At 41.1% G+C, this 26,846-nt stretch carries 28 protein-coding genes; 5 read left to right on the top strand and 23 right to left on the bottom strand.

Annotation, left to right across the window (positions count from 1 at the left end; genetic code table 11):
• The first annotated feature begins 56 nt into the window (after positions 1 to 56).
• Positions 57 to 170 (top strand): cortex morphogenetic protein CmpA, encoded by a 114-nt coding sequence (gene cmpA, locus ACYH0O_RS01370; RefSeq protein ID WP_113970254.1) that lies wholly within the window; start codon positions 57 to 59, stop codon positions 168 to 170.
• Between the two features lie 88 nt (positions 171 to 258).
• Here cmpA and ACYH0O_RS01365 read toward each other — a convergent pair whose 3' ends face one another.
• The 14 genes from ACYH0O_RS01365 to acpS form a co-directional block, all read right to left on the bottom strand.
• Positions 259 to 2,427 (bottom strand): Tex family protein, encoded by a 2,169-nt coding sequence (locus ACYH0O_RS01365; RefSeq protein ID WP_482630840.1) that lies wholly within the window; start codon positions 2,425 to 2,427, stop codon positions 259 to 261.
• Positions 2,428 to 2,839: 412 nt separating this feature from the next.
• Entirely contained in the window at positions 2,840 to 3,436 is a 597-nt protein-coding gene (locus ACYH0O_RS01360; RefSeq protein ID WP_482630839.1) for a PP2C family serine/threonine-protein phosphatase, read from the bottom strand.
• The gene (sigB, locus tag ACYH0O_RS01355) at positions 3,436 to 4,233 is read right to left on the bottom strand and encodes an RNA polymerase sigma factor SigB (RefSeq protein ID WP_426892708.1); all 798 of its coding nucleotides are present in this window, start codon (positions 4,231 to 4,233) and stop codon (positions 3,436 to 3,438) included. Before sigB ends, ACYH0O_RS01360 begins: the two co-directional genes overlap by 1 nt.
• Positions 4,211 to 4,678 (bottom strand): anti-sigma B factor RsbW, encoded by a 468-nt coding sequence (gene rsbW, locus ACYH0O_RS01350; RefSeq protein ID WP_482632471.1) that lies wholly within the window; start codon positions 4,676 to 4,678, stop codon positions 4,211 to 4,213. Before rsbW ends, sigB begins: the two co-directional genes overlap by 23 nt.
• Positions 4,678 to 5,010, bottom strand: a complete 333-nt coding sequence (locus ACYH0O_RS01345; RefSeq protein ID WP_148996541.1) for an anti-sigma factor antagonist — start codon at positions 5,008 to 5,010, stop codon at positions 4,678 to 4,680. Before ACYH0O_RS01345 ends, rsbW begins: the two co-directional genes overlap by 1 nt.
• A 77-nt stretch (positions 5,011 to 5,087) precedes the next feature.
• Positions 5,088 to 6,098 carry a SpoIIE family protein phosphatase gene (locus tag ACYH0O_RS01340; protein WP_482630838.1) on the bottom strand — a complete coding sequence of 337 codons (1,011 nt, stop codon included), beginning with the start codon at positions 6,096 to 6,098 and terminating at the stop codon, positions 5,088 to 5,090.
• Between the two features lie 10 nt (positions 6,099 to 6,108).
• On the bottom strand, positions 6,109 to 6,510 hold the full coding sequence (locus ACYH0O_RS01335) for an anti-sigma regulatory factor (protein WP_149157987.1): 402 nt from the start codon (positions 6,508 to 6,510) through the stop codon (positions 6,109 to 6,111).
• A gap of 2 nt (positions 6,511 to 6,512) precedes the next feature.
• Positions 6,513 to 6,869 (bottom strand): STAS domain-containing protein, encoded by a 357-nt coding sequence (locus tag ACYH0O_RS01330; RefSeq protein ID WP_044340427.1) that lies wholly within the window; start codon positions 6,867 to 6,869, stop codon positions 6,513 to 6,515.
• Positions 6,866 to 7,696: an RsbT co-antagonist protein RsbRA gene (locus ACYH0O_RS01325; RefSeq protein WP_482630837.1), complete on the bottom strand. Its 831-nt coding sequence runs from the start codon at positions 7,694 to 7,696 to the stop codon at positions 6,866 to 6,868. The genes ACYH0O_RS01330 and ACYH0O_RS01325 overlap by 4 nt, the downstream gene beginning before the upstream one ends.
• Before the next feature lie 414 nt (positions 7,697 to 8,110).
• Positions 8,111 to 8,461 carry a type II toxin-antitoxin system endoribonuclease NdoA gene (gene ndoA, locus ACYH0O_RS01320; protein ID WP_034763063.1) on the bottom strand — a complete coding sequence of 117 codons (351 nt, stop codon included), beginning with the start codon at positions 8,459 to 8,461 and terminating at the stop codon, positions 8,111 to 8,113.
• Positions 8,462 to 8,465: 4 nt separating this feature from the next.
• Complete coding sequence (locus ACYH0O_RS01315; protein WP_032085355.1) at positions 8,466 to 8,747, bottom strand: CopG family ribbon-helix-helix protein; 282 nt, start codon at positions 8,745 to 8,747, stop codon at positions 8,466 to 8,468.
• Between the two features lie 126 nt (positions 8,748 to 8,873).
• Entirely contained in the window at positions 8,874 to 10,079 is a 1,206-nt protein-coding gene (gene alr, locus ACYH0O_RS01310; RefSeq protein WP_482630836.1) for an alanine racemase, read from the bottom strand.
• Positions 10,080 to 10,387: 308 nt separating this feature from the next.
• Positions 10,388 to 11,401, bottom strand: a complete 1,014-nt coding sequence (locus ACYH0O_RS01305) for a LolA family protein (RefSeq protein WP_482630835.1) — start codon at positions 11,399 to 11,401, stop codon at positions 10,388 to 10,390.
• Positions 11,402 to 11,626: 225 nt separating this feature from the next.
• The gene (acpS, locus tag ACYH0O_RS01300) at positions 11,627 to 11,977 is read right to left on the bottom strand and encodes a holo-ACP synthase (RefSeq protein WP_482630834.1); all 351 of its coding nucleotides are present in this window, start codon (positions 11,975 to 11,977) and stop codon (positions 11,627 to 11,629) included.
• Positions 11,978 to 12,134: 157 nt separating this feature from the next.
• On the opposite strand from acpS, the gene ACYH0O_RS01295 reads away from it, so the two are divergent.
• On the top strand, positions 12,135 to 12,719 hold the full coding sequence (locus ACYH0O_RS01295; protein ID WP_482630833.1) for a rhomboid family intramembrane serine protease: 585 nt from the start codon (positions 12,135 to 12,137) through the stop codon (positions 12,717 to 12,719).
• A gap of 44 nt (positions 12,720 to 12,763) precedes the next feature.
• On the opposite strand, the gene ACYH0O_RS01290 is transcribed toward ACYH0O_RS01295, so the two are convergent.
• The 8 genes from ACYH0O_RS01290 to ACYH0O_RS01255 all read right to left on the bottom strand — a co-directional run bounded on the left by ACYH0O_RS01290 (position 12,764) and on the right by ACYH0O_RS01255 (position 22,220).
• Entirely contained in the window at positions 12,764 to 14,224 is a 1,461-nt protein-coding gene (locus ACYH0O_RS01290; protein WP_482630832.1) for a PH domain-containing protein, read from the bottom strand.
• Positions 14,214 to 14,693, bottom strand: coding sequence for a PH domain-containing protein (locus ACYH0O_RS01285; protein ID WP_482630831.1), 480 nt, complete (start codon positions 14,691 to 14,693; stop codon positions 14,214 to 14,216). Before ACYH0O_RS01285 ends, ACYH0O_RS01290 begins: the two co-directional genes overlap by 11 nt.
• Positions 14,694 to 14,793: 100 nt before the next feature.
• Positions 14,794 to 15,756, bottom strand: a complete 963-nt coding sequence (gene uvsE, locus ACYH0O_RS01280) for a UV DNA damage repair endonuclease UvsE (protein WP_482630830.1) — start codon at positions 15,754 to 15,756, stop codon at positions 14,794 to 14,796.
• A gap of 47 nt (positions 15,757 to 15,803) precedes the next feature.
• Positions 15,804 to 16,775: a nuclease-related domain-containing protein gene (locus tag ACYH0O_RS01275; protein WP_482630829.1), complete on the bottom strand. Its 972-nt coding sequence runs from the start codon at positions 16,773 to 16,775 to the stop codon at positions 15,804 to 15,806.
• Positions 16,776 to 17,097: 322 nt separating this feature from the next.
• The gene (gene cshA, locus ACYH0O_RS01270) at positions 17,098 to 18,624 is read right to left on the bottom strand and encodes a degradosome RNA helicase CshA (RefSeq protein ID WP_148971285.1); all 1,527 of its coding nucleotides are present in this window, start codon (positions 18,622 to 18,624) and stop codon (positions 17,098 to 17,100) included.
• Between the two features lie 260 nt (positions 18,625 to 18,884).
• Positions 18,885 to 19,574 carry an alpha/beta hydrolase gene (locus tag ACYH0O_RS01265; RefSeq protein WP_482630828.1) on the bottom strand — a complete coding sequence of 230 codons (690 nt, stop codon included), beginning with the start codon at positions 19,572 to 19,574 and terminating at the stop codon, positions 18,885 to 18,887.
• Between the two features lie 109 nt (positions 19,575 to 19,683).
• Positions 19,684 to 21,060: a UDP-N-acetylmuramoyl-tripeptide--D-alanyl-D-alanine ligase gene (locus tag ACYH0O_RS01260; RefSeq protein WP_482630827.1), complete on the bottom strand. Its 1,377-nt coding sequence runs from the start codon at positions 21,058 to 21,060 to the stop codon at positions 19,684 to 19,686.
• Positions 21,061 to 21,149: 89 nt separating this feature from the next.
• Complete coding sequence (locus tag ACYH0O_RS01255) at positions 21,150 to 22,220, bottom strand: D-alanine--D-alanine ligase (protein WP_482630826.1); 1,071 nt, start codon at positions 22,218 to 22,220, stop codon at positions 21,150 to 21,152.
• A 299-nt stretch (positions 22,221 to 22,519) separates the two neighbouring features.
• Here ACYH0O_RS01255 and ACYH0O_RS01250 point away from each other — a divergent pair, with 299 nt between their 5' ends.
• The 3 genes from ACYH0O_RS01250 (at position 22,520) to ACYH0O_RS01240 (ending at position 25,862) form a co-directional block, all read left to right on the top strand.
• Positions 22,520 to 23,707 (top strand): dicarboxylate/amino acid:cation symporter, encoded by a 1,188-nt coding sequence (locus ACYH0O_RS01250; RefSeq protein ID WP_482630825.1) that lies wholly within the window; start codon positions 22,520 to 22,522, stop codon positions 23,705 to 23,707.
• A 502-nt stretch (positions 23,708 to 24,209) separates the two neighbouring features.
• Positions 24,210 to 24,761, top strand: a complete 552-nt coding sequence (locus tag ACYH0O_RS01245) for a GNAT family N-acetyltransferase (RefSeq protein ID WP_482630824.1) — start codon at positions 24,210 to 24,212, stop codon at positions 24,759 to 24,761.
• A 12-nt stretch (positions 24,762 to 24,773) separates the two neighbouring features.
• A complete protein-coding gene (locus ACYH0O_RS01240; protein WP_482630823.1) occupies positions 24,774 to 25,862 on the top strand; it encodes an FAD-dependent oxidoreductase in 1,089 nt (362 codons plus the stop codon).
• Here the strand turns inward: ACYH0O_RS01240 and ACYH0O_RS01235 are convergent.
• Entirely contained in the window at positions 25,788 to 26,813 is a 1,026-nt protein-coding gene (locus ACYH0O_RS01235) for a nuclease-related domain-containing protein (protein WP_482630822.1), read from the bottom strand. The genes ACYH0O_RS01240 and ACYH0O_RS01235 overlap by 75 nt on opposite strands.
• Between the last annotated feature and the right edge of the window lie 33 nt (positions 26,814 to 26,846).

Genomic DNA, 26,846 nt, shown 5'->3' with positions numbered 1-26,846 from the left:
GGAATGTCATTACATGGATTCAGCTGGCACTTTCTTAGAGATAAGGAGGTTACCCCATGCCTAACTGGCTTGTGAATCAATTGAGGAGAGCCTATTTTGAGAAGGATCGATATCAAATCAAACTCCTTAATCAATGCTGGTATTTTTACCGTAAGAAGAACAGCTCTTAAGTATGGACATCTATCCTACCCCATCCCAAATGGCCAAAAGAGCTGACCTGAGATAGCATTCACTACCCCGCAGTCAGCTCTTACATGATTATTGAATCATCGTCAATGCGACTCTGCCTTTTTGAACATCCACGCTGTCAACCCAAACGGTCACAACATCCCCAACAGACACCACATCTAATGGATGCTTAACGAAACCATTTTTCAGCTTTGAAATATGGACAAGTCCATCCTGTTTCACCCCTACATCAATAAACGCACCGAAATCCACTACATTTCTTACTGTCCCTTGCAACTCCATACCTTGTGTTAAATCTTCAAGTTTCAAGACATCCTTCTTAAGAAGAGGTTTAGGAAATTCATCCCGTGGATCACGCCCAGGTCTAATTAACGAATCTACAATATCTTTCAGAGTTAATCTCCCTATTTCCAACTCCTCAGAAACCTTTTCTAAATTCAATTGGTTCAAAGACTGTTTCAATTCTTCTGACCCGATGTCATTTACACTCAACCCAACCTTCGCAAGAAGTTTCTTCACATCGTTATAATTGTCCGGATGAATAGATGTTCGATCGAGAATCTCTTTCCCATCCATTATTCTTAGGAAGCCAATACATTGTTCGTATGTTTTTGCGCCAAGTCTTGGAATTTTCTTTAATTGTGCCCTGGAAACAAATTTGCCCTCTTCCTCTCTCTTTTTCACAATATTAGTAGCCACTGTTTTTGATAGCCCCGCAACATATTGCAATAGGGATGAGGAGGCAGTATTCACATTTACACCAACTTGGTTTACAGCCGTTTCTACCACAAAGGTTAGTGATTCATTTAGCTTCTTTTGTGAAACATCATGCTGGTATTGCCCAACTCCAACAGATTTAGGATCGATTTTCACTAATTCAGCTAACGGATCCTGCAATCTTCTTGCGATGGAGACGGCACTTCTTTCTTCAACCTGGAGGTCCGGGAACTCTTCTCTCGCCACATCTGATGCTGAATATACACTTGCTCCAGCTTCGTTGACAATTAAATAGAAGATCGGTTGATCTATATCTTTTAACACATTCACAACAAATTGCTCTGTTTCCCTGGATGCCGTGCCATTTCCAATAGCGACAACCTCAATCGAATATTTTGTCATTATCGCTTTGATCGCAGCTTCCGCCTTTGAGAGTTGAGATTGGGATGAATGTGGATAAATCACATTAATATCAAGAGTTTTTCCTGTTTCATCAATGACTGCTAATTTGCAGCCTGTTCGGAAAGCAGGGTCGACACCCAAGACCATTTTTCCTTTCATCGGCGGCTGAAGCAATAACTTTCTCAAGTTTTCAGAGAAGATATGAATGGCTTGATCCTCTGCTTTCTCTGTTAATTCATTACGAATTTCTCTCTCTACCGATGGTTGGATCAGTCTTTTATAGCTATCCTCCACTGCTTCTTTTACAAGAGGAACGGAAATGGAGTGAACATTTTTAATGACCTGTCTTTGTAAATAGTGCAGAATACCTTCTGAATCAGGCTGTATATTCACCTTTAATACATCTTCCTTTTCCCCTCGGTTCATTGCTAAAATCCGGTGAGGAACTACTTTGTGGATCGGTTCTTGATATGAGTAGTACATTTCGAAAACTTTTTTCTCGTCTTCCTCTTCCTTTTTCACCTTTGATTCAATTAACCCTTTTCGGAATGTATAACTTCTTATGTATTCTCGGTATGAAGCTTCATCGGAAATGTACTCTGCAATAATGTCTTTTGCTCCATTTAAAGCTTCATCGGTTGTCATTACTTCCTTATCTTCAGACACGTAGTGAGAAGCCTTTTCTGCAAGATCTCCTGATGCAGGGAAGCTTAGAATCCATTCTGCCAGGGGTTCCAGTCCTTTTTCTTTCGCTACGGTCGCTTTTGTTCTTCGTTTTTGCTTATATGGTCGGTACAAATCTTCTACCGTTTGCAGCTTATCCGCCTTTTTAATGGCCTGGGTTAACTCTTCAGTCAGCTTCCCTTGTTCTTCGATTAATCGAATAACTTCTTCTTTTCTTTGCTCTAAATTTTGCAAGTAATTCCATTTATCCATAATATTACGGATCTGAACTTCGTCTAGTGCTCCAGTCTGTTCTTTCCGATAACGCGCGATGAAAGGAACTGTATTTCCTTCCTCCAGTAGTGAGATGACGTTTTTCACATTTTTTATTGATAGGTTCAATTCTTTGGATACTTTGTTAAGTAATGGTTCTTGATTTGTTAATGTTGCTGCCAATTGTATTACCTCCATTGATAGGATTCTTGTTTATTTTACCATAACTGTCTTTGAGGATTGAAAAGTTGGCTTAACTTAAAGGAAGCATATATCTGTTGTATTGAAACGAAAGCTTTGCCACTGCAATTCTCACTGTTAACGTTCCTTTCCGCGGGTGAGGAAGTTGACCCTCCTCGGGCTTGCCCTGTGGGGTCTCGACCTTTCCTCTATTCCCCGCAGGAGTTAAGTGCCTTCCGCTACCATCCACTCTTCGCCTACTACATCACCATAAATATCCACACTAATCTCAAAGAAGAAAATTAACATTATTACGATTTTCAAAAATCGTTATTAGTTATACACATGAATTACAGGGTTAGTTATAATCCAACTGTTTTTGTAAAAGAGCCAAAAAAAACTTACCCTAAGACTGTTAGAGTAAGTTTCCAATAATATATGTTGTATCATCTGATGTACCGTCGACTAGAGATTGAATATCACCTAAAGCGCCATGAAGCGTTGGATACCTTTGAAGGATATTCTTTACTCCAGATATACTCAGTCCATCTGAGTGAATAAGGAATCTTGAGTTGGAATCGTAATGAAAACGTTGTGTCTTATATGTTTGCGGCCGTCCGGATAAATACCCGGTAACCGGTAATGGATACGTCATCTTTCCTTCAGGTGCATACATATAAAAACGTATATTTCCTACACAGCTATACACAAACTCTTTGGAATGGTAATACGCTTTAATAATCGCTACTGCAGCGCCACGTTTTTTCTGAAGAGCTTCGTTACACAGGCTCATGAGGGTTTCAACATCTTCGTGGTGATGCTCTTCAACTATTTCGGCGACTACATGAGACGATTCATAAGCAAACTTACCGCTACCTAAACCATCGGCCAAAACACAGATAAAGTAATCACTTGTAGAGGTATAGAAATAACTGTCTCCACAATAAGGATTTCCGTTTTTCGATACTTGCCCTGCATAAAGCTCTATTTCATTTTGTTGAAGATAAGCCATTAATAATGACTCTCCGAATCGTACATCTCTTCCTGAATGGCTTCCCTAAGCTTTTTAATCGCTCTTCTTTGTAAACGCGAAACATGCATTTGGGAAATACCGAGCTTCTCGCCAGCTTCTTTTTGGCTTAAATTTTCTAAATAGGTGTGTTGTATTATAGCCTTTTCTCTGTCGGAAAGAACATGAAGCACTTTCTCAAGAACGAGTCGCTGATTGACTTTTTCATAGCCCTCATCCTGATCTCCCACAATATCCAATATTGTAACTGTGCTTCCCTCTGAATCCGCTTCAATCGAGTGATCCACCGATAACGCTTGATAACTTCTACCCATTTCCATTGCTTCCAGAACTTCCTCTTCACTAACTTCCAGATACTCAGCAATTTCATGGACTTGAGGAGAACGCTCTAATCTGTTTGTTAACTCTTCAACCGTAGATTTTATTTTCGGACCAAGCTCTTTTATTCTTCGTGGAACATGTACGCTCCACGTTTTATCTCGCAGGAACCTTTTTATCTCTCCAATGATTGTCGGAATCGCAAAGGCCTCGAATGATCTACCAAAAGATTCATCGTACCTTCTGATTGCACCAAGCAATCCAATCATCCCTACTTGGATAATGTCTTCATGGAAAGATCTTCCCTTTGAATATTTTCTCGCAATGGACTCAACAAGATTTTGGTAATGTAGGATCAATTGACTTTGTGCATCGTCATCTTGTCTTTCCTGATAGTCTTTGATCCATTGTAGTACTTTTTCTTTTTGGGCCTGCTGGTTAGGTTGAGATAGTTTTTTCATCCTTCTCCACCTGCTCCCCTGATAGGAATTTAGTCATAAAGACTGTCACTCCCTCCTTGTGATGCACTTTTACATCATCCATCAAGCTCTCAATAAGGTAAAGGCCTAACCCACCTTCTCTTAAGAACTCCACTGAATGATCGGCATGATAAGGACCAACAGCACTGCGAATTTCTTTGAAATCAAAACTTTCACCGTGATCCGCTACCATAACCTCAAGACGATCCTCATATAACGCGAATCCAACGACCACTTCTCCATCGTTTTCTTTATACGCATGCTGAACCGCATTTGTGATAGCTTCACTAGTAGCAATCTTCAAGTCCTCAATTGCATCGTAGTCAAATCCCATACGACTTGCAATTCCTGAAAGCGTCAAACGAATGACCCCGACATATTCCGGCTTTGCGGGGATCTTCATCTCGATGTAATCAAAAGCTTTCATCATTCCACGCCACCTTCTACCTTGGAATTAATATTCATAATATCCCCTAAACCTGTAATATCAAACAGTCTCTGCAGACGATCGGATAAACCGATTAGATATAATTGCCCACCGCGAGCTTTAACCGTTTTGAAAAGACCAACAAATACACCTAATCCAGTACTATCCATATACGATACGTCTGAAAGATCCACTGTTATATCTTTATTATCAGCTTCAGCAGAGGGTTGAAGCGTTTCTTTAAGCTTCGGAGCTGTATATGCATCGATTTCACCGGCTACTTTAACGAGTAGCTCGTTCTCTTTTTCTTTCATATCTATTGATAAGTTCATAAAAAGACCACCTTTTTGGCAACATTTATAATAAATCTCTATACATTTACCCTATAGATGACAAGAATAAACTTTATTTATGAATTTCTTTTTATGATGATTAGAGTGAAATCGTCTCTAAGCTCAAAGTGCTGCATCTTCTCGAGTTGTTTGTACACATGATTGACAATCTCTTGAGGAGGAAGGTGATTGTACTCGCTTATTAATTGCACCAAATCTTCCCTTTCAATGAAGCCCTCTTCTGAACGACACTCTGTTACTCCATCAGAGAGAAGGATGATCATGTCCCCTGTCTCAACCCGTCTTTCGTATTGACGGTACTTCGCTTTTTTATCTACACCTAATAGAAGACCTTTTGCATCAAGATCTTCAAATTCATTGGCTGAAGCTCTATAAAAAAAGCCAGGTTCATGCCCAGCTGATGAGTATGAAAATAGATGTTCCTCCGAATTGTATACACCGTAAAACATGGTTATGAACATACTTGCATCCACATTTTGTTCCACTACTCTGTTTAAGCTTTCCAAAACAGCATTAGGTTCATTCCGGTACTCAGGTAAACTATCCATCGCATACTTGATCATGGACATACAAAGAGCTGCAGGTATACCCTTACCTATTACATCAGCAATGGCAACACTGACGCTATCATTCTCATCCTGAACAAAGTGATAGTAATCTCCATTCATCTTTTTGGCAGGTACACTTACAGCTCCAATTTCCAAGCCTTCTACTGAAGGAATGACGGTCCCTAGCAGGGTTTGTTGCATATTGGATGCCACATCTATTTCGTTATTTAATTCTTGTTGTTTTGTACGTAGACTTTGATGCTCCCGATAAGCAAAACCGTAGCCTATCATGACTTCAAGTAAAATATCGAAAGAGTGCATTACTTGATGTGGTATATTGGGCTCCATTTCCAATATTACACTCTTATGAAGACTTATGATCTCCTCTGGTGAAACATGATGCTCAATTGATTTACGACTAAATTTCTGTCCTAAATAGAGAGCTTTTTCATCTTGTTCATTTAGGTAATGCTCAATAATTTCTCTATATTTAGAGTCCATTAAATCTCTGAAATTCATATAACTCCCCCTAGCGGAGCCACTTAGTCGCCCTAATGTCTGTTCCTTCACCTGGCACAGACTCAACGTTGAACTCGTCCATTAAACGCTTTACTCCAGGCAAACCTGCTCCTAATCCACCTGATGTGGAATATCCATCTTCCATTACTTTTCTTATATCTGTAATTCCGGGTCCTTCATCCAAGGCGATAATTCGCACACCCTTTTTCCCGGCATCGAATAATTTTTCAATGCAAATCTGACCATAGCCAGCATATAAATAGATGTTCCTTGCTAATTCGCTGATAGCCGTAGTGATACGAGCTTGGTCAACGGTACCGAATCCGAGCTCTTTCGCTACATTCCTCCCTAACTGGCGGGCAGCAACGATGTCCCATTCATTCGTGATCTTCACGCAGGATTGGCTATCCATACCTAGTCCCCCAGTTCCAATTGTAATTTCTCCAGACCTTTTTCCAGATCCAGAGCGGTCAGAACGTCCTCTAACCTGATTCCAAGCTCAATCAACGTTATCGCTACAGCAGGCTGGATGCCGGTGATGACTACCTTCGCCCCCATCAACCTTGACATGTTAATGACATCCCCAAGTACCTTAGCAATGAATGAATCTATAAAATCAATGGAAGTTATGTCGATTACTACTCCTCTGGCACTCGTTTCATGGATCTTATGCAGAAGATCTTCTTGAAATTGAAGGGCTGTTTGATCATCAAGCTCCCACTGAATGGAAATCAGCAAACAATCATGCAGCTTTAAAATTGGTATTCTCACTCTAATCCCTCCGCCGAAACTATTTTTCGATTTGTCATTTCAAGAGCCTTTTCAATTCCTTTTCGTAACGTGCTATTTGTACTGAACTGATTTAAATCAATTCCTAAGTTTACAATCGTTTGCGCGATTTCAGGTCGGATCCCTACCAACATGCACTTCGCACCTACTAATCGAACAGCTTCAGCTGCCTGGATGATATGATGAGCTACCATCGTATCGACTACAGGTACCCCGGTGATATCGATTAACACCACTTCCGCTCTATGCTTAACTACACCGTTTAATAGATTTTCCATAATTAATCGCGCTCGTTCTGTATCAATCGTTCCCACAAGCGGCATCACAGAAATTTTTCCAAAAACAGGTATCAGTGGTGCAGACAATTCCTGCAACGCTATTTTTTGAAGCGAAACGGTTCTTTCCCATGATTCTGTATAAGCACTGATTACTTTATTATTCATCGGGGTTAACCATTTATCGAACTTCTCAACTTGTGCCGCATAGTTTTGATCTGTAATAATACCTTCTTTCATCATGCCTTCGTAAACCACTTTACCAAAAGTACTTAGAGCCGACGTCACAAAAGTCAGTGGCCATCCTAACCTGACAACCTTTTCAGCGAAATCTCCCAACCGGCTATTAAACTCGTTGGAATCCCTTAAGTTAGAAGCAATCATTTCTACAAACTCATGGCTTGTCTTAGTAAAAACTTGATCTGAAACAACTTGAAGAAACTTCTCATCCGCTTCGTTCCTCATTCGTTCCATCCAAATACTAGTGATATCTGGTTTATTATTCTGGATATAACCCGTGACTTCACTAAACATTTAGTTCTCTCCATTCTATCATATGTAATTTGCACTTCGTATTTATGCCGAATGATGTAACTTAATTTTAAAGTAGTTTACAACAGTGTACTAAAAAATGACGTAATTACTTTAATAGTAACAAATAAACAAAAAAAAAGAAAAAAACTATGCCTTTTCGGGTATTTTTAGTTCCTGCTTTTCCCATTATAAATTGTTTACGGTGTTTTGTCATAAAATTGACTATATTCGCATTATCCATATTCTTCTTTTGGGTTTAATTGGGACTAGACTTCCCTTCTAAAAATAAAAAATGACAAAACAAAAAGGCTTAATGATCAAACATATTGTTTATCAGCAAGCCTTCTGGTTTGAAGTTATATTGTTCCTATTGTATAACATGATAAAGTTATCAACACGATGAAAAGCTCATGGTTAGAATTGGATTAAACCCACGCTGATTTGCAGGGCGTCATCCACTTTTTCCATCATCTCATCATCCAAGTGCGTAATCTTATCGGTAAGACGTTGTTTATCAATCGTTCGAATCTGTTCAAGCAAGATAACGGAATCACGTTCAAAGCCATAACGTTTTGCATCAATTTCAACATGAGTAGGCAGTTTCGCTTTTTGAATTTGAGCGGTAATGGCAGCTACAATAATTGTGGGACTAAACCTGTTCCCTATATCATTTTGAATAACAAGTACCGGCCGAACTCCGCCTTGTTCTGATCCTACAACAGGAGAAAGGTCTGCAAAATATACGTCACCACGCTTTACAATCAAAGGATTAACCCCCGCTTACTAAGCGTTCGACTGTATGTTCTGCCTCATATTCTGCTTGAATCGCCTCTGAAGCAATTGCGAGATTAATCTTAGCCATTTCCATATAGCCGCGTCTCATAGATTCACGTAATTGTCTTTTCTTACGCTCTCTTAAATACATTTTGGTTGCACGATAAATAAACTCATTGCGATTCACATTTTCTTGATCTGCAAAGCCGTCTAATTCTGTAACGAGCTGTTGCGGTAGACGAATTAAGATTTCTGTTGTTGCGCTGGATTCAGACACAAACTACACCTCCACCAATCACTACATACCGTTTCTGTTCATTAACATATTTATCATACCATCAATTAAGGGGAATGAAAAGTTAATTTATCAATCTCTTCTATTATCCACCATATAAAATACTAATTATTCATCAAGTTGGCGGTTATTTTCCTGTTGACTGTGAATACCTGTCGATAAGAGTTTATTCGATACTTCCGTCGCCTCCCCGTTTCGCATATAGATACGCGGCACTCTCGTGGAGATCGTACAAGGGATCTCATAGTTAATGGTATCAAGCTTATCAGCGATTTCATCCATTGTAATCGCTTCTTCATCCTGTTTGCCTATTAACGTTACACGGGTACCTATATCAAGAAATCCAGACAGCCGAATCATACATTGATCCATGCAGATCCTTCCAACAATTGGAACTCTTTTACCGTTTACAATGACGTCCTGACCCTGTAATTTACGCAGCCACCCATCAGCGTATCCGATAGGAATGGTCCCAATCCATTCTGACTCACCCGTTTCATAAGTAGCCCCATAGCTCACTTTCTCTCCAGCTGAAAGTTCTTTTGTATGAATAAGTCTTGAATGAAGAGAAAACACTTCTTTTAAAGGAAAAGGCAGCTCGGGCTTCATCTCTTGAGATGGAGTCAGTCCGTACATGGCAATTCCCACCCGCACTGCGTTAAAGAGGGTGTTGGTTTTCCTTAATGTAGCGGCACTATTTGAAGAATGGATATACGCTGGTAATGACTCCAATTGATTTAGCATGTATTCAAATCGAGCTAACTGCCGGTCAAGATAGTCATCGTTCAACTCATCAGCCGTGGCAAAATGGGTAAAGATCCCTTCAAGCTTAAATTGGGAATGAGCTTGAACATACTTTTCGATACCCTTTAATTCCTCAGTGGAACGAACGCCTATCCGCCCCATCCCGGTATCACACTTGATATGAAGGTTTAATCGATCTCCTTCTGACAGCTGATTTTCGGCTTCCACAAGCCACTCTTGGTGAAATGTCGTTAACGAAATATCCAAATCGGCAGCAATCTTCACATCTTTCGGTCTCGTAGCTCCTAATACGAGAATAGGAGCGGTTACGCCTGCTCTTCTTAAGGAAATCGCTTCGTCTAAGAATGCAACAGCTAAGCCGTGGGCCCCGGCGGAAAGAGCCGTAAAAGCGGTTTGCACATCCCCATGCCCATAAGCATTCGCTTTCACAACCGCAAACACTTTCACATCTCCAGGGATATGGTCTCTAATATTCTTTACGTTTTCATATAAATGATCTAGGTTGATTTCTGCCCATGTATCACGAAAAAATTGCGTCTGGGTTTCCACTCTGTTCACTTCCTCATATCTTTACACAAAACATTGTCATTCTATTCAAGAATACCATTGATTATTCATATTATCATTCATTGTGTCAAATGGAATTTTTAGAGAGGGGGCGGGAAGGTTGTTTTTAGGTAGTAAGTGGTGGACGGAGTGTTTTTGAGGCCGCTCCAGGAAGACCTTTGGATTCAGAACGATATTGAATTTTTTTACTTGCGTTGGGTAGATAATACTTTTATTCTTCTTCCAGCACCTCTCCTTCACGCACACCAAGGAAAGAGGCGAACCTGATAGGTCCGCCTAGTTCAGTTATTTTATTTAACCATTGAACCTTGTACGGATTGAGCTACCATCACCATCTCAGAAGGAGTCAGGTCATTGGAGGCAAGCATATAGTCCACTCCGTTATTGGTCCATCTAATTGATTGCTCTGTCATGGCCGCTACTGTGAATCCAAGGTCCACTAATTCACCTTTAAGAGAAGTAGAAACCGTCATCGTTGGAACGACAGTTGTTTTTTCTTGTACGATTGTGAAGGACTTTTCACCATCATACGTTAAGATTACGCGTTTACCCGTATCGGTGGCGACTTCTTTTTCTTCAATTAATTCGGTGCCGGTGATTTCTGACATTGGGTAAAGAACAGTGAATTCTGCGTCCTCTACATTTGCCGTAACCGGTACTTCCAGCTGGGCTCCTGTCATGTTTTTCTTCATGTCGAAGTCTTTTTTATCAAATGCAGCTTTCATATCCATCTTGGAGAACTCTACTTTTACAAGTGGATTTTTATCTGAATCCAATACATTTACGGATGCCGGAGTCAGGTCTTTCTTGTTAAAGGCAATCTCTTGAGTCGGAAGCATCTGACTGTTTTGATAACGTGTCTTCGTGTTAAAGATATAGTGATCTTTTGTTTCTTTGAAAGTAGCCTCTTTATCCTCTAGCACATCTTGAACAAGCGATTCATACAAGTACGCCTGACTGCTATTTTCAGGCCAGTTGCTTTGGAATCGGAAGCTTTTGTTCAGTGCCGGCGTAAGGACGAATACTCCCTCATCATTACGTAAGATCATTTGACTCTGATCTTTCGCAGCGTTCTTTAATGCCACTCGATAATAATTAGGGTCATTATGCCACACTTCCACATCATAGGTTTGAGGCTCGTCGCCCACCTGCAGGGTCATTTTTGCATCTGCTTTGTACCCCTTCATATCCTCTACTTTAGCCTTAAGATCCTTGGTTACATCTTCTTTCGATTGCTCTCCACAAGCAGCCAGCATAAGCACCGCTAACATGGCCATCACTAGTATCACTAGCTTTTTCTTCATTTTTTCAACCCCTTTTGTCCCAGGATAAACGTAATTGAGAGAGGGGAAAGCCAGACATCTAAGAATGGACGATTCTTATAGAATTCCCCGATCCTTAGTCCAATTGCAATTCGCCAAAGAACCGCGATTGTTAAACACCTGGCCTTGTCTCTCTTATTGCACTACTGAATATATGAGACAACCTGAAGGATTATGCTAGTGAAGATGACAAGCTTCTAAATAATTTTACTTCTCGATGATCACCTGAGCAGCCGCAAATTCCCGGCTATGGGTGATGGATAGATGGGCATTCGCCCCCTCCGGCTTTGAAAAATAAGGCTTTCCATTCGGGTCCTTACTGATTTCAATATCCTGAAAGGAGAGCGCTGTTCCGATGCCCGTCCCATTCGCCTTGGCAAAAGCTTCTTTGGCTGCAAATCGTCCTGCTGCGAACTCAACCTTGCGCTGCTCGTTTAATGTATAGAAAGCATCCTCCTCCTTAGCTGTTAAAATTCTCTTAACGAACTTCGGCTGCCGTTCAATCATCCTCTGAATGCGCCCTGTTTCAACGATGTCCAATCCTATTCCTTTTATCATATGCGATTCCCCTTCTACTCTTGTCCTATCATGCATATTTGTATAATGAACTACACTCGTTATTTTCGACGTTTTCTTATACTATAGTATTGACTGCGTTTTTTATAAATGAATAGTGATGATATAAAAAGAAACAACCTACTTAGGAGGATACAATATGTTTGTCCGGACTGAAAGTTTTTCACAATTTTTACGGCTCTATCCTATTATTTCTCTGATTGTATTCATTCATATCGCCTTATACCTTGTCAGTGCACTTCCTATTTTTCCACAACTGTGGGTGTACGAGCAGCTGGCCGGTGTGAATTTATTTATCAAAGAGGGAGAATGGTGGAGACTCGTCACCCCTATCTTTGTTCATTTGGGATTCGCTCATATGCTATTTAATTCGTTTTCCCTTGTCCTGTTTGGCCCACCCCTGGAAAAGCATCTGGGAAAAGCTAGGTTTATCGTTCTATATTTAGCAAGCGGCGTGTTTGCCAATATCATTACTTATGTTATCAAGCCCCTTACGTATAGTCATGTGGGAGCATCGGGAGCGATTTTTGGTTTATTCGGCTTTTACATCGCTATGATTGTCTTAAAAAATCATTTCATCACGAGAGAAAGCCGGCAAATCATCATACCGATTGTCGTCATTGGTGTAGTCATGACCTTCATGCAATCAGGAATCAACATAACCGCCCATATCTTCGGATTAATCGGCGGCTTTGTGATTGGGTGGATATCAGGTAAAAAATAAGAATCAAAAGTGACCCGCTAACGAATCGCGGGTCACTTTTATCTTTACACACTATGAGAAAACCAAGAAGCAATGGTTTGGAGGTCCTTCTTTTCAAGATCCCGGATCGGACTGGCATAACCAGTCTCTCCGGATTTTATCGTTGTTCTGAGACTGCCCAAGTCTTTTCTCGTTTGAAACCAACTTTCATGGGTGTCCAAAGATTGAATGCGACTTTTCTTTATATGCATCGTATTTTTCAATACGCCCCTATACTGTAAAGATAATTGTCCATCAACAATCTTCCAGCCACCTGCACGATATTGGTAGTATCCGAGAATCCCGAAAGGAATTATCAACAAGCCGACCCAAAGACCATATGGCCAGTACATAAAACAAACAGCCGCGGTCGGTACCACCACCCAGATTGCCTGTCTGAACACATACCTTCTTAAGGAACGTTCCGGAAGCCTTTTAAAATCATCGTGAATGACATAATCCGGAAATAAGTCGTTTAATAATCCCGGAATGCGCTTCTTTTTCACAATCGGGAATAATTTTATACTCGTGCTGTCTTTCTCTAAGACAGATCCGCCTGCATTTTCAATGTGGACCGTACAATACCCCAATAGCTGCCTGATTGGATTTTCCACTACCCGGATGCCTTGAACACGATTTAAAGGAACCGTCACCTGCTTCTTCTCCAGAAGCCCTCTTGTCATGACAATGTGATCATCTACAATTTTAATCCTGAAATCACCATAAATAATAAATGTCCAGGCAATTGATAATAACCAGGCAACAAGCAACCCCAAGAATGCCATCACCGAAACCAAAAACACGCCGCTTTTCACAAAAACAGCCAGCTCATCATACACAGCTTCGTACGGAATGAACTCATTAAATTGGGATAAGAAAACAAACACCCCGGAAATAATGACCCCGACCCCGCCTGAAGTCGTAGCAAGAACCCAAATGTCCTTCGAGCTGAGGTTGAAAAAGGGAGATTCATCTTTCAAAGTCTCCGTAGTTTCGCCAGAAAGATCTTCGGTCACAGTATGACCCTTTTTCTCCCGATATATCATTTCCTCCAACTCTATGGCTTCTTCTTTTAAAATAGCTGTCAATTCTGCTTCTGATTCCCGTGGATTCGAAGACCCTGCCGTTTCGACCTTGATCTTAACCAATCCAAATGGCCGATGCAGAATGCCCTCAGAGAAATTCAAACTCTGTATCCGGTCAATGGGAATATATCTCTTCTTTTTAACGAATAATCCGTACTCGATCCGCAACTCCCCTTCTTCCAATCGATATGTAAACCGAAGCCACTTTACAATCCCTGTGACCAGAACGAACACAAGAACTGCCGCCATAGAAATAACAGGCATATAATCCCAAAACCCCGTCTTCTCCCCCCGGTTATTCAATACAAATAAAAAGACAAATGGAACGATCAAGTCCTTTAACTGCTTTACAAAATTCGCTACAGCTGAAATAGGGTGCAGTCTCTTGTGCTCAGACATCATCTTCCGCCACCCTCGCTAGTTGTGAAATGGAGTTTCTCAATTCATCTGCCTCCACCACATCCAATGCCGGAATCTCATGAACTGTGGCCGCAGTCGAAATCGTAATGGTTGCCAACTGGTACTTTTTTAAAATAGGGCCCTGAACCGTATCAACATGTTGAACTCTCACCATCGGTACCAACGTGCGCTTCACAATAAAAATTCCTCTTTGAAGCTCAATCTCCTGCTCCCTCACTTCATAACGCCATCTCTTCCATTTGATTGTCGGAATAAAGAAAATAAACAAATATGTACATAGAATCAACACGGCAACTGTTGCTGCAATGATCCATTGTGGCCACTCAAACATCACAGTTAGAGTAATCGTTCCTGCGGCTAAAGCTGCCACGATTAACGTTTCAAACACACCATATATCTTCCACACCTTTAAAGCCTTTGGTGAAATTCGTTTTTGAGGCTCTCCGATCATACCTATCCCCTCACTTCTCTCTTTTACTAAATCTTACAGTATATTTACGATTTGGAACAGAGATGGTTTCAGATTAAGGAGAAAGCTTCGGGAGATTTGCCTATTTTAGATTAAACGAACTTTTATCCACCCACTCAACCCCATCCATCCCTTGCAGTTCCTCCACTAACCGGAACAATGCGTCATCCTTCTTTTTCGCTTCTATCATACAATCAATTTCATCCACCGATCCCTTTATCCCTTGAAGAAAATCAAGAAACATCTTAGGGTCGATGAAATCGGCATGGGCTTTGTAATCCTCCTGAGAACGAGGACTTGAAATATGCATCTTCACAGGTAAAGATGACTGGCTCCAAGTTCCAACGATCCTCTCCCAATCCAACAACCAATCCCTTTCGTTATAAGCAAGATGATGATGGTAATCAAATACATGGGGGATCCCGAGCTTTTCACATAGATAAAGGGCATCCGCTGCACTGAACACCGTATCATCGTTTTCAAGAATGATCATTTGTTGAAGGGAAGCGGGAGTCAGACCCCAATTATGTATGAACTGCTCAAGTGCCTTTTCTTTGTCTTCATATGCTCCACCAACATGGAGAACACAGCGGTGAGTTGGATCGATTCCCATCCCTTTTAATAATGCCTCATGCATCTTAAGTGCTTTGAACGTGTTCTTCAACACATCAACGTCACTTGAATTCAACAGTACAAAATGATCGGGATGAAAATCCACACGCATTGGGTGAAGCGTTAAATACTCTTTAATCGCATCGAGTTCAGGTTTCAAGGGGGAAATGAAATCCCATCCTTTCAACTCAGGATGATTCGCAAGAGGAATCAACTTTGAACTGAACCGGAAAAAATGAATCTCATTAAGCACATTATGCTTTAATAGCCGCAGGCAGTTTTCAAGATTTGATTTTGCGATCCGTTCGAGCTTAAGAATAGCAGCCTCACCATCCTTAATCCCTGAAAACTGCTTATAGGTAATGGTTTGGGAAGGGGATGCATTCTGGAGGTTCATGCTCATGGCAACATAGCCTAACTTTACGAGTGTCATGTGGGGTGGACTCCTTTTTGGGGTTAGTATGTGCGGAATGGGGGGATTTATATCGTTGGTTTTGAATAGGTGACAGACTTTGTTCTTCCTTTTGTTTCTAATTGGAGGGTTTTCAATATTTTATAGGCGGTGTTACGTGAGTTCAGATGCAAAAATCTCCTCAGTTCGCGATTGGTTATGTGATCACTTAATAGTAAGAAATAATCTCGAATCGCTTCTAGATGAGCATATTTAGATGAACTACCACATTTAACGCAAGACCACGCTCCACTTACTCTAATCATTGGTATGTGATGGCAGTTTTCACAACGGACTCCAGTCACAATATCGCTTTGGGTAAGAGAATATTTCTCCATAAAGTCTAATTCAGATTCTTCATGATTTTTTAAAATGGTTTTCTTCATTTTGGTCATTTCTTTATCAGTCATGTCCTCTTTTACGTATATCTCATTTAAACCCTTGATATTATCAATTATATTTTGGGCATGAATAATATTTCTGTAAGGTGAGTCCACTGATGGGGGTTCGGTATATTTTATGATGGTTGATGGGTTGCTGAATACAACGAGGTGTTTGATTGGAGGGTGCTTCAGCTTTTGGACACTGAACCATTTTTGCAGTAATAATTTTTGTCTTTGAACCTGAGAGATCGGGTCAGAGAATCCTTCTGTAATTCCTTTATAAGTCCGGGTGAGCTGTCTTATGAATGGGTCAATGGTAACTATTCCTGAAATGTTCTTTACTTCGATAACTAAAATATAGACTGGGGTGAGGATGAGGAAATCGATTTGGAAATAGTTTGAGAATAGAGGAAGCCTTACATCATAAAAAATTTTATATTTCTTGTCGTTCAAGAAACTGAGGTGGTAGTAGACGGTTGCTTCACCGTTGAAACCTGCTTTTCTTTTCTTTAAATCCTTATCTACAATGGGAAACTTTTGATGATTGAGAGGCAGGCGCCATAATAACGCTTGGCTTTTACCAATATTGATTGGGATTTTGAGTTCTTTACAGATCAATTGATCACTCTCCTTTAAGGTTCTGCCTACTTTAGTTCGCCACAGGCTTAAAAAACCCTTCTTTTTAATTTCAATAATACACAGAATATCACTAATTGCGTCGTTTTGAGGTTTAATTGCGTGGATGTCTGAATAATTGCTTCGTTTTCACCTTAATTGCGTCATTATTATGTTTATTGCGTCGCTTCACATGACAATTGCGTATTTTTGTAAAAATCGGAAACGGTTAATGGTCCTTGCTCCATTCCTATACGCAATCAAACCACCAACAAAACAAAAAAACACGACAACCCAAAGGTCATCGTGTCATCAAATCTATTGATCAAGAATTGTTATAAGATTTACGTTTGGTTGAAGATTGTGGTCTGCCGCCGCCCGTACGGTTGCGATCTCCGCCACGGCTTCCGCCTCCGCGATTTCCACCGCCGCTGCGTGATGATCCACCACGGCTTCCGCCTTTACCGCTGCGTGCTCCACCTTTGTATCCACCGCCGCGATTTCCGCCGCCACGATTTCCACCACCTCTTGATGGTAATGGACGCTCTTCAGTGATTTCAACTGGTGTTGTATCCGGCTCTTTCGTCAGGACACGGATCGCTGCTGCAACTGCTTGAACAGAATCATGGCCTCCAAGGAATTCTTCTGCTAATGGATAGTAATCTTTAAGATCACTTTCTTTTGCCGCTTCAGCTAATTTTTCAAGAGCTAAGCGTTGTTGACCTTCAAGGGCTTCGTTTAAGCTAGGTGGCTTAAGAGCCGTCATTTTCTTCTTCGTTGTTTGTTCAACGATCTTCAGGTAACCCATTTCTCTTGGTGTTACAAAAGTGATGGACATACCCTTCTTACCTGCACGACCTGTACGTCCGATACGGTGAACGTAGCTTTCAGGATCTTGAGGAATATCAAAGTTGTAAACATGCGTTACGCCGGAGATATCTAATCCACGAGCGGCAACGTCTGTAGCGATCAGGATATCGATGCGCCCCTCTTTGAACTTCTTAAGAACCGTCATACGACGAGCTTGAGAAAGATCTCCGTGAATACCTTCTGCCAGGTAGCCGCGAATGCTAAGAGCACGGGCTAATTCATCTACTCTGCGTTTTGTACGACCGAATACAATCGCAAGTTCCGGTGATTGAACGTCGATTAAACGGGAAAGAGTATCGAATTTTTCTTTTTCGCTTACTTTAGTGAAGTATTGTTCAATGTTCGAAACCGTTACTTCTTTTGATTTCACTTTGATTACTTCCGGCTCTGTCATAAAGCGATTAGCAATGCGTCGGATCGGATCCGGCATTGTTGCAGAGAATAGAAGTGTTTGTCTTGTGCTTGGAACAGTCTCAAGAATGCTTTCGATGTCTTCGATGAAGCCCATGTTCAGCATTTCGTCTGCTTCGTCAAGTACTAATGTTTCAACATTTTCAAGGTTGAGTGTTTTACGTTTGATATGGTCAAGAAGACGACCCGGTGTACCAACGATGATATGAGGGTTCTTTTTCATCGCGCGGATTTGACGTTGGATGTCCTGTCCTCCGTAGACAGATAACACGCGTGCACGCTTGTCAGCTCCGATACGATATAACTCTTCAGAAACTTGGATGGCAAGTTCACGAGTTGGTGCAATGATAAGAGCTTGAACGTTTGGATTTTTCACATCGATTTTCTCGATCATCGGGATTCCAAATGCTGTTGTTTTACCCGTTCCAGTTTGTGCCTGACCGATAATATCCTTACCTTCTAAACCGACTGGAATCGTACTCGCCTGAATTGGTGTCGCTTCTTCAAAGCCCATACGTTTAATTGATTTCAACGTAGATGCGCTTAAGTTTAAATCTGCAAACTTTGTCAATGTTACATTCTCCTTTAATTTACATCTTTTATAACTAATCATTATCTGATTATATTTTTAGGTCGGAACGAAATCTTACCCACCGAAAGACTTCGGTATCTAATCTAAAACCGTCTATATGAGATGTTTAGTTTATGTTTGGTACAAAAAAATACACTCTTCAAAATAGAAGAGCTAGCACGTCCAACAAATTAAGAACTATGTTGTAGCTATGTTACCACTTCTAGAATTGAATTTCAATCTAATGTCAAATAGTCAATCTATTCATTTAGAAGGAATTGGTAGATCTCTTCAAAAAGTTCGTGCTTATCTTCACTATGACAGATCAAGTGTTTTGCTTTAGGGGAATAAAAAAGGTTTTTTTCTTGGGAAGAAATAGTCTCATATATATATTTTGCAGCTTTAGGGGGGACTATTCCATCAATCTCTCCTTGGGCAATAAAGGTAGGAACGTTAACCTTTTTCAGGAGTGGACGAGCAATACGAACGACTTTTCTAAATTCGTATGTGGACAGAACTGGGGTTTTTGTCACCTTCCATTTGTACCGTTTGTATAGCTCATTTTCAATCAGATTTCCTTGCATTCCTTCTTTGATCATATTTCCAATATCTCTCAATAATTGTTTCACATTTATATAATAAGCTGCAGCGCTTAAAAGCACGAGCTTATTGACTTCATATTTCACTGAAAGATACGAAGCGATCAAACCGCCCATGGAGAAGCCTATTACGTAAACCTCATCACATTTCTCTATAAGATCTTGAAGTTCTTCCTCAGCATGCTCGATCCATTCAATATGTTTGACCCCTTTCAGTTCAAGGGTTTCACCATGACCAGGCAGAGTCGGTACAACGATATCCCAGTTGGTTCTCTCTTGAAGGAAATCTGCCAGAGGCTCTACTTCAAAAGGGCTCCCAGTGAATCCATGGATTAGTAAACAACCGATCATGTTATCCCCTCTTACTTTTCAAAAGGTAGGGAGCGAGCCCATCTCCCATCATCTACAAGCTCATTTTGTTCATTTCTATTAAGGTTTAAACTTGGACGTCAGTAGAAATTTATGCCTTTAATCCATCGATGACTTCTTCAAGCTTCATTCCCCTCGATGCCTTGAATAAAACCAACTCTTCCCCTGTAATGAAGGAGGACAACTCTTTTGCCAGGCTTCCTTTATCTGTATAAGAGTGAACACGATCAGGAGAGAAATTCTCAAGTGCACCCTTACCTATAAAGTCACCTAAAGGGCCAAATGTAAACACATGCTGAATTTTTTCCGGATTGATCAATTGTCCAATTTCCTGATGGAATTCTTCTTCCTGGTCGCCAAGCTCCAGCATATCACCAAGCACCAGGATTTTTGTATGGAACCCCTCAAGCTCTGATACAAGCTGAATTGCAGCTTTCATGGAAGTAGGGCTGGCATTATAGGCATCGTTAATGAGGCTCTCGCCTTTCTTTCCTTCCACCATTTCCATTCTCATCTGGGTCAGCTTTAACGACTGTAAGCCTTCTTTCATGTCATCGACACTGAGACCAAATTTACGGGCGATGATAATCCCGGCTAGAGCGTTGTGGATATTATGAATCCCTAATACGGGAAGAAAGAATGTTTCTCCTTCAGCGAAAGAAGTCTCAAAATAACTCCCTTTATTATCCATACTGATTTTTGTTGGATAGATAGTGTTGAATTCGCTTCTTCCGAAAGTCTCCACATGCTTCAGATTGAGTTCCTGAACGCCATCCTGTAGCAGCGGTTCATCTCCGTAGTATGCAAATAACCCATCAGACTTCAGGCCCTTTACAATCTCCAATTTGGCTTTGGCGATTCCTTCCCGCGATCCCAGATCCTGAAGATGTGATTCTCCAATGTTGGTGATGATGGCAGCGTCGGGCTGAGAAATCTCTGATAGAAGTTCAATCTCTCCGAATCCACTCATTCCCATTTCAAGTACAGCCACTTCTGAATCCTGGGGCAGAGAAAGGATCGTTAAAGGAAGACCAATGTGGTTATTATTGTTCCCTTGTGTTTTATGAACTCGATATTTCAATGACAAAAGGTTTGCCACAATATCTTTCGTTGTTGTTTTTCCATTACTGCCTGTAATTCCGACTACCTTTAAATCCAGCTCATGGCGATATTGATTCGCCAATGACTGAATGGCCAGCAGGGGATCTTCCACCACTAATACGGGAATATCTTCAGGTGGATTAGGGACATTGACATCCCAAAGAGCGGCAGACGCACCATTTTCAATTGCATTGCGAACAAATTGATGACCGTCCACGTTTTCTCCTTTAAAAGGAACAAACAGATTAGCATCCTCAATCTTTCTCGTATCGATGGAAACACCTTTCACCACAACCGACTCAAACTTGGAAAGATCGTTTTTTACATCAAGCATGTTGCATATATCTTTTATTTTTTTCTCAAACATTCGCTTTCTCCTTTTACTCTTTTTAATAAAAACAGAGCAGGGACTGCCTTTAGACGGTGAATCTTCTGGTCAGTCCCAAGTATCGTGTGTTACATCGTATGTTTAATTGTTTGTTTGTCTTGATAACGTTCTAAGCCAAGCTCCACTAATTTTCCGATCAGGGTAGGATAGTCTACCCCAGTGTGCTTCCATAGAAGCGGGAACATACTGAATGGTGTGAAGCCGGGCATCGTGTTGACTTCATTCATATAAATCTGACCATCTTCTGTTAAGAAGAAGTCCGCACGCACAAGTCCTGAACAATCCAGGGCTTTATAAGATTGAATCGCGATATTCTTCATTTCATTGTAAATGCTTCCTTCTACTTCTGCAGGAATGATGAGGGCAGTATCTCCGTCTTCATATTTCGCTTTGTAATCATAGAAGTCTTTTTTCGGTACGATTTCGCCCGCAACTGAGCACTCCGGTTGGTCATTCCCTAATACACCAAGCTCAATTTCACGTGCTTTCACACCTTCTTCGATGATGATTTTACGGTCAAACTGGAACGCTTCCTCAAAGGCAGTCTGCAGTTCTTCACGGGACGTACATTTGCTGATTCCTACTGATGAACCTAAGTTAGCAGGTTTTACAAAACATGGATAGCCAATCTCATCTTCCACTTGTTTGTAAGTAGACTCAGGGTTCCCTTTCCATGTACTGCGGATGAACCATGTGTAATTGACTTGCGGAATGCCTGCTTGAGCAAATAAATTCTTCATGATGACTTTATCCATTCCAGCAGATGAGGCAAGAACGCCATTTCCTACATACGGAAGATTTAACAGTTCAAGCATCCCCTGAACCGTTCCGTCTTCCCCATTCGGTCCGTGAAGCAATGGGAAGATCATGTCGTACCCAACAGACCCAGAAGGAGTGATGGATGTACTTAAGGCATTAGGGGCAATTTCTTCCCCATCCTTAAACTGTAATGCTTTCACATCTTCAACGGGAGCATTCAGTTGTGGACCTTTGATCCACCCGCCTTCCGTCGAGATGAAAATAGGGTGAATTTCATATTTATTTAAGTCCAGGGCTCCGATCACGGCCTTGGCTGTTTGCAAGGATACATTATGTTCAGCAGATTTACCGCCGTACAGTAAGCATAACTTCGTTTTCATGTATGAGTTACCTCCAATATTCACAATAGATGTTTCTATTTTATCACTTTCATCGGAAAGGGAAAGAATGATTCCTATGGAAAATAAAAATTACCACATTTGTCTTGATTCGAAAGACATTTAAGTCAAAGCCCTTTATATATGTATGCAAAGGAAAACTAGTCCTGCGACAGGGAGTTGATAACATTATTCTGAATACATTTAAGATTTCGCCTATTTTAAAAGCTATTAAAATATCCCCCTATAAAGTGTACAATCTTTCTATTAAAAACATTTGTATTTTCAAGGAGGACACCAGGATGAGAAAGCTAGGTTTACTGCCTAAGATCCTATTAGGTATTGCTTTAGGTATTGTCATTGGAGCGTTTGCACCAGAGTGGTTCGTTAAAATCTTCGTTACGTTTAATGGATTATTCGGTAATTTCCTAGGATTCGCTATTCCATTAATCATTATTGGATTTATTGCTCCAGGAATTGGATCCATGGGTAAAGGAGCTGGTAAGCTTCTCGGTTTAACCACAGCTCTCGCATATGGTTCCACGGTGTTAGCCGGTTTACTTGCCTTTACGGTTGCGAAGTCTATTTACCCAACTTTGTTAGCAAATCAAACGTCTCAATCATTTGAAAATCCCGAAGAAGCTCTTCTAAAAGGGTTCTTCACAGTGGAGATGCCACCAGTAATGGGCGTAATGACGGCTCTACTCATCGCCTTCACCATTGGTCTTGGAATGGCAGCCATTAAGGGAGACGCTCTTCAAAAGGGCATGAATGAATTCAGAAACATCATTGAACTTGTGATTGAAAAAATCATTATTCCGCTCTTACCGGTTCATATTCTTGGAATTTTCGCGAACATGACTCAAGGTGGACAAGTTAGTGCCATCATGTCTGTATTCGCTAAAGTATTTGTTATGATCATTCTTTTACATGTAGTCTTTTTAATTTTACAATATACAACTGCTGGAACTTTAAGAAAACAAAACCCGCTTTCTATGATGAAAAGCATGCTCCCAGCTTACTTTACCGCACTCGGTACTCAATCATCGGCTTCTACGATTCCCGTGACGCTTGAGCGCTCAAAAAAAATCGGTTCAAGAGAAAGCATTGCGGACTTCTCTGTGCCACTGCTTGCAACGATCCATTTATCAGGTAGCACGATTACCCTTGTCAGCTGTGCCATGGCGGTTATGTTCATTCAAGGAGAAGCGTTACAGTTCATTCAGCTGTTTCCATTCATTCTGATGCTTGGAATCACGATGATTGCGGCACCTGGTGTTCCGGGTGGAGCTGTCATGGCTGCCCTGGGTTTACTTGAGACGATGTTAGGCTTTGGCCCAACGATGACATCCCTCATGATCGCCCTTTACCTTGCACAAGACAGCTTCGGTACAGCGTGTAACGTAACAGGTGATGGTGCGATTACGTCGATTGTGGACAAGCTTACACAGAAAAAAAAAGTACCTCTTTCTAAAATAAAAGCAAGCTGATATATAGGAGGCTGGAACAAAAGATTTTTAGCCTAAGTCAAACCCGAACAAACCTGCTTCTTAGTGTGCAGATTTGTTCGGGTTTATTATTTATTTTCGAAATTTGATTTTAGCTGTTTCCAGCGGTTGATTGGAGTGCAAGACGAAGACTCCTGCGGGAAAAGTAGCTTATGTGAGACCCCGCAGGCTTGCCGAGGAGGCTCACGGGCTACCCGCGGAAAGCGTAGTCTTGCACGGAAATCATTAGCGGTATTAAGAACCTACACTTCTATTGTTCGTCTTTATATCGTGGTTTTTTAGTTTTGTCCCAGCCTCTCTATTTTCTTGTTGAAGGGCTTCTTCTGCTTCTTGTCCCTTTCCCTCAAGGATGAACAGTTTATCGGGTTATGCTTGAATTGCCTCTTTCTCTTCCTTTCTTTTTATTCGATAAACGAGCTTTCCTCATGAGAGCCCTATTTTCTGTATAATGGAAATATTAACATATTAAAGGAGTGCTCATGAATTGAAAATAACCAGTCAGCGTGTAACACTTAGAAAAATAGAAGAAAGAGATCTTCCTGTTCTATGGGACTATATTTACAGTGATCCTTCTCCCGAATGGAAAAAATGGGACGCCCCTTATTTTGAACATAAACACTTAACACGTGAAGAATACATAGAATCATCCATAAAAAATAAAAGTCGCAGCGATGAATTCCAGCGGATCATTGAAGTAGACGGAGCCATCATTGGAACCATCGGATATTATTGGGAGTACGAGCCTACCAGATGGCTTGAAGCGGGGATCGTCATTTATGACCCTTCATATTGGAACGGCGGCTACGGAACAGAGGCGTTATCCCTCTGGGTGGATCACCTGTTTCAAACAAAGGAAATTGGCCGTGTTGGTATCACCACATGGTCAGGAAATGAACGGATGATAAAGGCGGCAGAAAAAATCGGGATGAATCTCGAGGGAAGAATGCGCAAATGCCGTTATTACAATGGTGTCTACTACGACTCCATCCGTATGGGCATGATTCGAGAGGAATGGGAAGAACAACGTCCTCTATAAAGGAGATTCATTATGAAAACAATCATCTTAGTCGGTGGCGGACACAGTCACCTGCATTGTTTAAAAAAACGGATAGAAAATCAGGATGATAACGTGAAGTGGGTCCTCATTTCCCCCTCACGTTATCAATATTATTCAGGAATGTTCTCAGGTTACACGGAAGGAATCTACTCATTAGAGGAAACGCGAATCGATTTAGAGAGATTATGTGAGGAGACCGAGTGTGAATTCGTCGAGAGAACCGTCCTTTCGATAGACCCTGATCAGCAGCATCTCCTGACGGACAAAGGGGACATCTTCACCTACGACTTTGTTTCCTTCGACATCGGATCCCGTAATGACTCATTGGAAATCGAGGGCTTACATGAACACAATCTTCCAATCAAACCAAACTATCGTTTCCCTGAGCAAATAGAGAAGTTGCATAGCAGCAGGAAAACCGTCATTATCGGTGGCGGGGCAGCGAGTATTGAAATGGCGTTGTCATTGAAGGCATGGAAAATAGACAACGGCTTTAAGGATCATTTGGTAACGGTTGTTCATTCCTCCCCCCTCTTAGAAAAAACCGGATCTTATTCTTCAAAAAAAATAACCGATGTTACCCTTTCAAAAGGGGTTGAGCTATATCAGGGACGCGTAAATAAAGTAGATGAAACTCACGTGTTTACAGTTGACGGAACAAGTATCGACTACGATGAAGTCATCTTCTTAGGTGGGCCAAAAGCTCCGCCACTATTTGGGAGCAGCATTTTACCGACAGATGAAAAAGGCTTTCTAATGGTGAACAGCTATCTTCAATCCGTCGAATACCCGAACGTATTTGCTACGGGCGACTGCGCCACTTTAAATGACTCTCCCAATATTCAGAAAAATGGGGTGACAGCGGTACGCCAAGGACCTGTCCTGTGGAAGAACCTGAACGGGGCAGCGGTGAACGGCAAAATCATTCCCTTTGAGCCTCAAAAACGCTATCTTGCGATTATGTCGGTAGGAGATAGGCGAGGCTTTTTAACGTACGGATCATTTTCATTGGTCAGCGGCTGGGCCTGGCGGTTGAAGAATTGGATTGATGTGCGGTTTGTGAGGCGGTATGGAGGGTGAAATGATAGGTTTTGTTGTTTGTCCCCCCTGTTGAGTGGAGTTCAAGGAATGAAGTATATTAAGTGCGGTCTTTCTCGATTCCAGGTGAAGAAAATTTCTTACTTGTTTGTTTGTTATTTGTTGAGATAGTAACAAGGAATAGTCCCGTAGTGCCGAAATGTGTGCGTCTTTGGATTTTCCACTGCACATTAGGCAATGCCAATGTCCATATTTTCTTAACATGGGCAAATGTCGACACTCCGGACATTGTACCCCTGTTATTATTTCCCCTGTGGATATGCCATATATTTCATCAGGAAAGGCTATTAGAGGTGCATGCTTTTTCACTAATAAGTTGGATAATTTTCTTACTTGTTTAATGGGAAAATGTTCTTTATGGTAGTAGGTGAGAAGCGAGAGGATTCGCTCTTCTACATTTTCCACTCTGACAACATTATGATATTTTTCATTTTGTGAAGTGGTATTCAAGACAGTGGATCGATTTGTCATAACTACAAGCGTGGCGATCGGGATTGAGGGGACCTTCATTTTTGTGAACCATCGAATCAACTGCTTTTTCTGACGCTCAACCTGGGTGACAGGATGGCTGAAAGCCTCCTCTTTATCTGCAAGCTTGCGAATAGCCTGGTCGAACCTTGAATCTAACGTGTAGGTTCCAGATATATGTTTCACTTCTAATACAATGACGAGATATGAAGTCAGGAGGAGGGTATCGATTTGGAAGTAACGGCCATCTATTTCTAAACGGAGATCATGCAAGATCATTATATTCTTATCTTTAGAAATAAACTGCAAATGGTAATCTAACTGCAACTCTCCTCGGTAACCTGCCTTTCGTTTGGCCAGATCTTTTTTAATGACCTGCAAGAGATAATGGATTGGCGTCAGCCTCTCTATTAATGCTTCATTCATCAAGATTCTACGTGGGATTTCCCTGTTTTTAGCGATCAATTTATCAACTCCTTCTTTTTCTTACCTTAACCT

The organism is Rossellomorea sp. H136 (genome assembly GCF_056838065.1).
The sequence above is the reverse complement of the archived record's forward strand: the minus strand, read 5'-3'. Positions and strand labels throughout refer to the sequence as shown.

What these genes read in the sequence shown, in the direction of transcription:
- ACYH0O_RS01295 (WP_482630833.1), top strand. Translation starts at nt 12,135, where the DNA reads ATGTTTGTCCGGACTGAAAGTTTTTCACAATTTTTACGGCTCTATCCT.
- ACYH0O_RS01265 (WP_482630828.1), bottom strand. Translation starts at nt 19,574, where the DNA reads ATGATCGGTTGTTTACTAATCCATGGATTCACTGGGAGCCCTTTTGAA.
- ACYH0O_RS01250 (WP_482630825.1), top strand. Translation starts at nt 22,520, where the DNA reads ATGAGAAAGCTAGGTTTACTGCCTAAGATCCTATTAGGTATTGCTTTA.
- ACYH0O_RS01285 (WP_482630831.1), bottom strand. Translation starts at nt 14,693, where the DNA reads ATGATCGGAGAGCCTCAAAAACGAATTTCACCAAAGGCTTTAAAGGTG.
- ACYH0O_RS01290 (WP_482630832.1), bottom strand. Translation starts at nt 14,224, where the DNA reads ATGATGTCTGAGCACAAGAGACTGCACCCTATTTCAGCTGTAGCGAAT.
- uvsE (WP_482630830.1), bottom strand. Translation starts at nt 15,756, where the DNA reads ATGACACTCGTAAAGTTAGGCTATGTTGCCATGAGCATGAACCTCCAG.
- ACYH0O_RS01240 (WP_482630823.1), top strand. Translation starts at nt 24,774, where the DNA reads ATGAAAACAATCATCTTAGTCGGTGGCGGACACAGTCACCTGCATTGT.
- ACYH0O_RS01360 (WP_482630839.1), bottom strand. Translation starts at nt 3,436, where the DNA reads ATGGCTTATCTTCAACAAAATGAAATAGAGCTTTATGCAGGGCAAGTA.
- cmpA (WP_113970254.1), top strand. Translation starts at nt 57, where the DNA reads ATGCCTAACTGGCTTGTGAATCAATTGAGGAGAGCCTATTTTGAGAAG.
- acpS (WP_482630834.1), bottom strand. Translation starts at nt 11,977, where the DNA reads ATGATAAAAGGAATAGGATTGGACATCGTTGAAACAGGGCGCATTCAG.
- ACYH0O_RS01325 (WP_482630837.1), bottom strand. Translation starts at nt 7,696, where the DNA reads ATGTTTAGTGAAGTCACGGGTTATATCCAGAATAATAAACCAGATATC.
- sigB (WP_426892708.1), bottom strand. Translation starts at nt 4,233, where the DNA reads ATGAAAAAACTATCTCAACCTAACCAGCAGGCCCAAAAAGAAAAAGTA.
- ACYH0O_RS01335 (WP_149157987.1), bottom strand. Translation starts at nt 6,510, where the DNA reads ATGGATAGCCAATCCTGCGTGAAGATCACGAATGAATGGGACATCGTT.
- ACYH0O_RS01345 (WP_148996541.1), bottom strand. Translation starts at nt 5,010, where the DNA reads ATGAACTTATCAATAGATATGAAAGAAAAAGAGAACGAGCTACTCGTT.
- ACYH0O_RS01260 (WP_482630827.1), bottom strand. Translation starts at nt 21,060, where the DNA reads ATGTTTGAGAAAAAAATAAAAGATATATGCAACATGCTTGATGTAAAA.
- ACYH0O_RS01255 (WP_482630826.1), bottom strand. Translation starts at nt 22,220, where the DNA reads ATGAAAACGAAGTTATGCTTACTGTACGGCGGTAAATCTGCTGAACAT.
- rsbW (WP_482632471.1), bottom strand. Translation starts at nt 4,678, where the DNA reads ATGAAAGCTTTTGATTACATCGAGATGAAGATCCCCGCAAAGCCGGAA.
- ACYH0O_RS01305 (WP_482630835.1), bottom strand. Translation starts at nt 11,401, where the DNA reads ATGAAGAAAAAGCTAGTGATACTAGTGATGGCCATGTTAGCGGTGCTT.
- ACYH0O_RS01340 (WP_482630838.1), bottom strand. Translation starts at nt 6,098, where the DNA reads ATGAATTTCAGAGATTTAATGGACTCTAAATATAGAGAAATTATTGAG.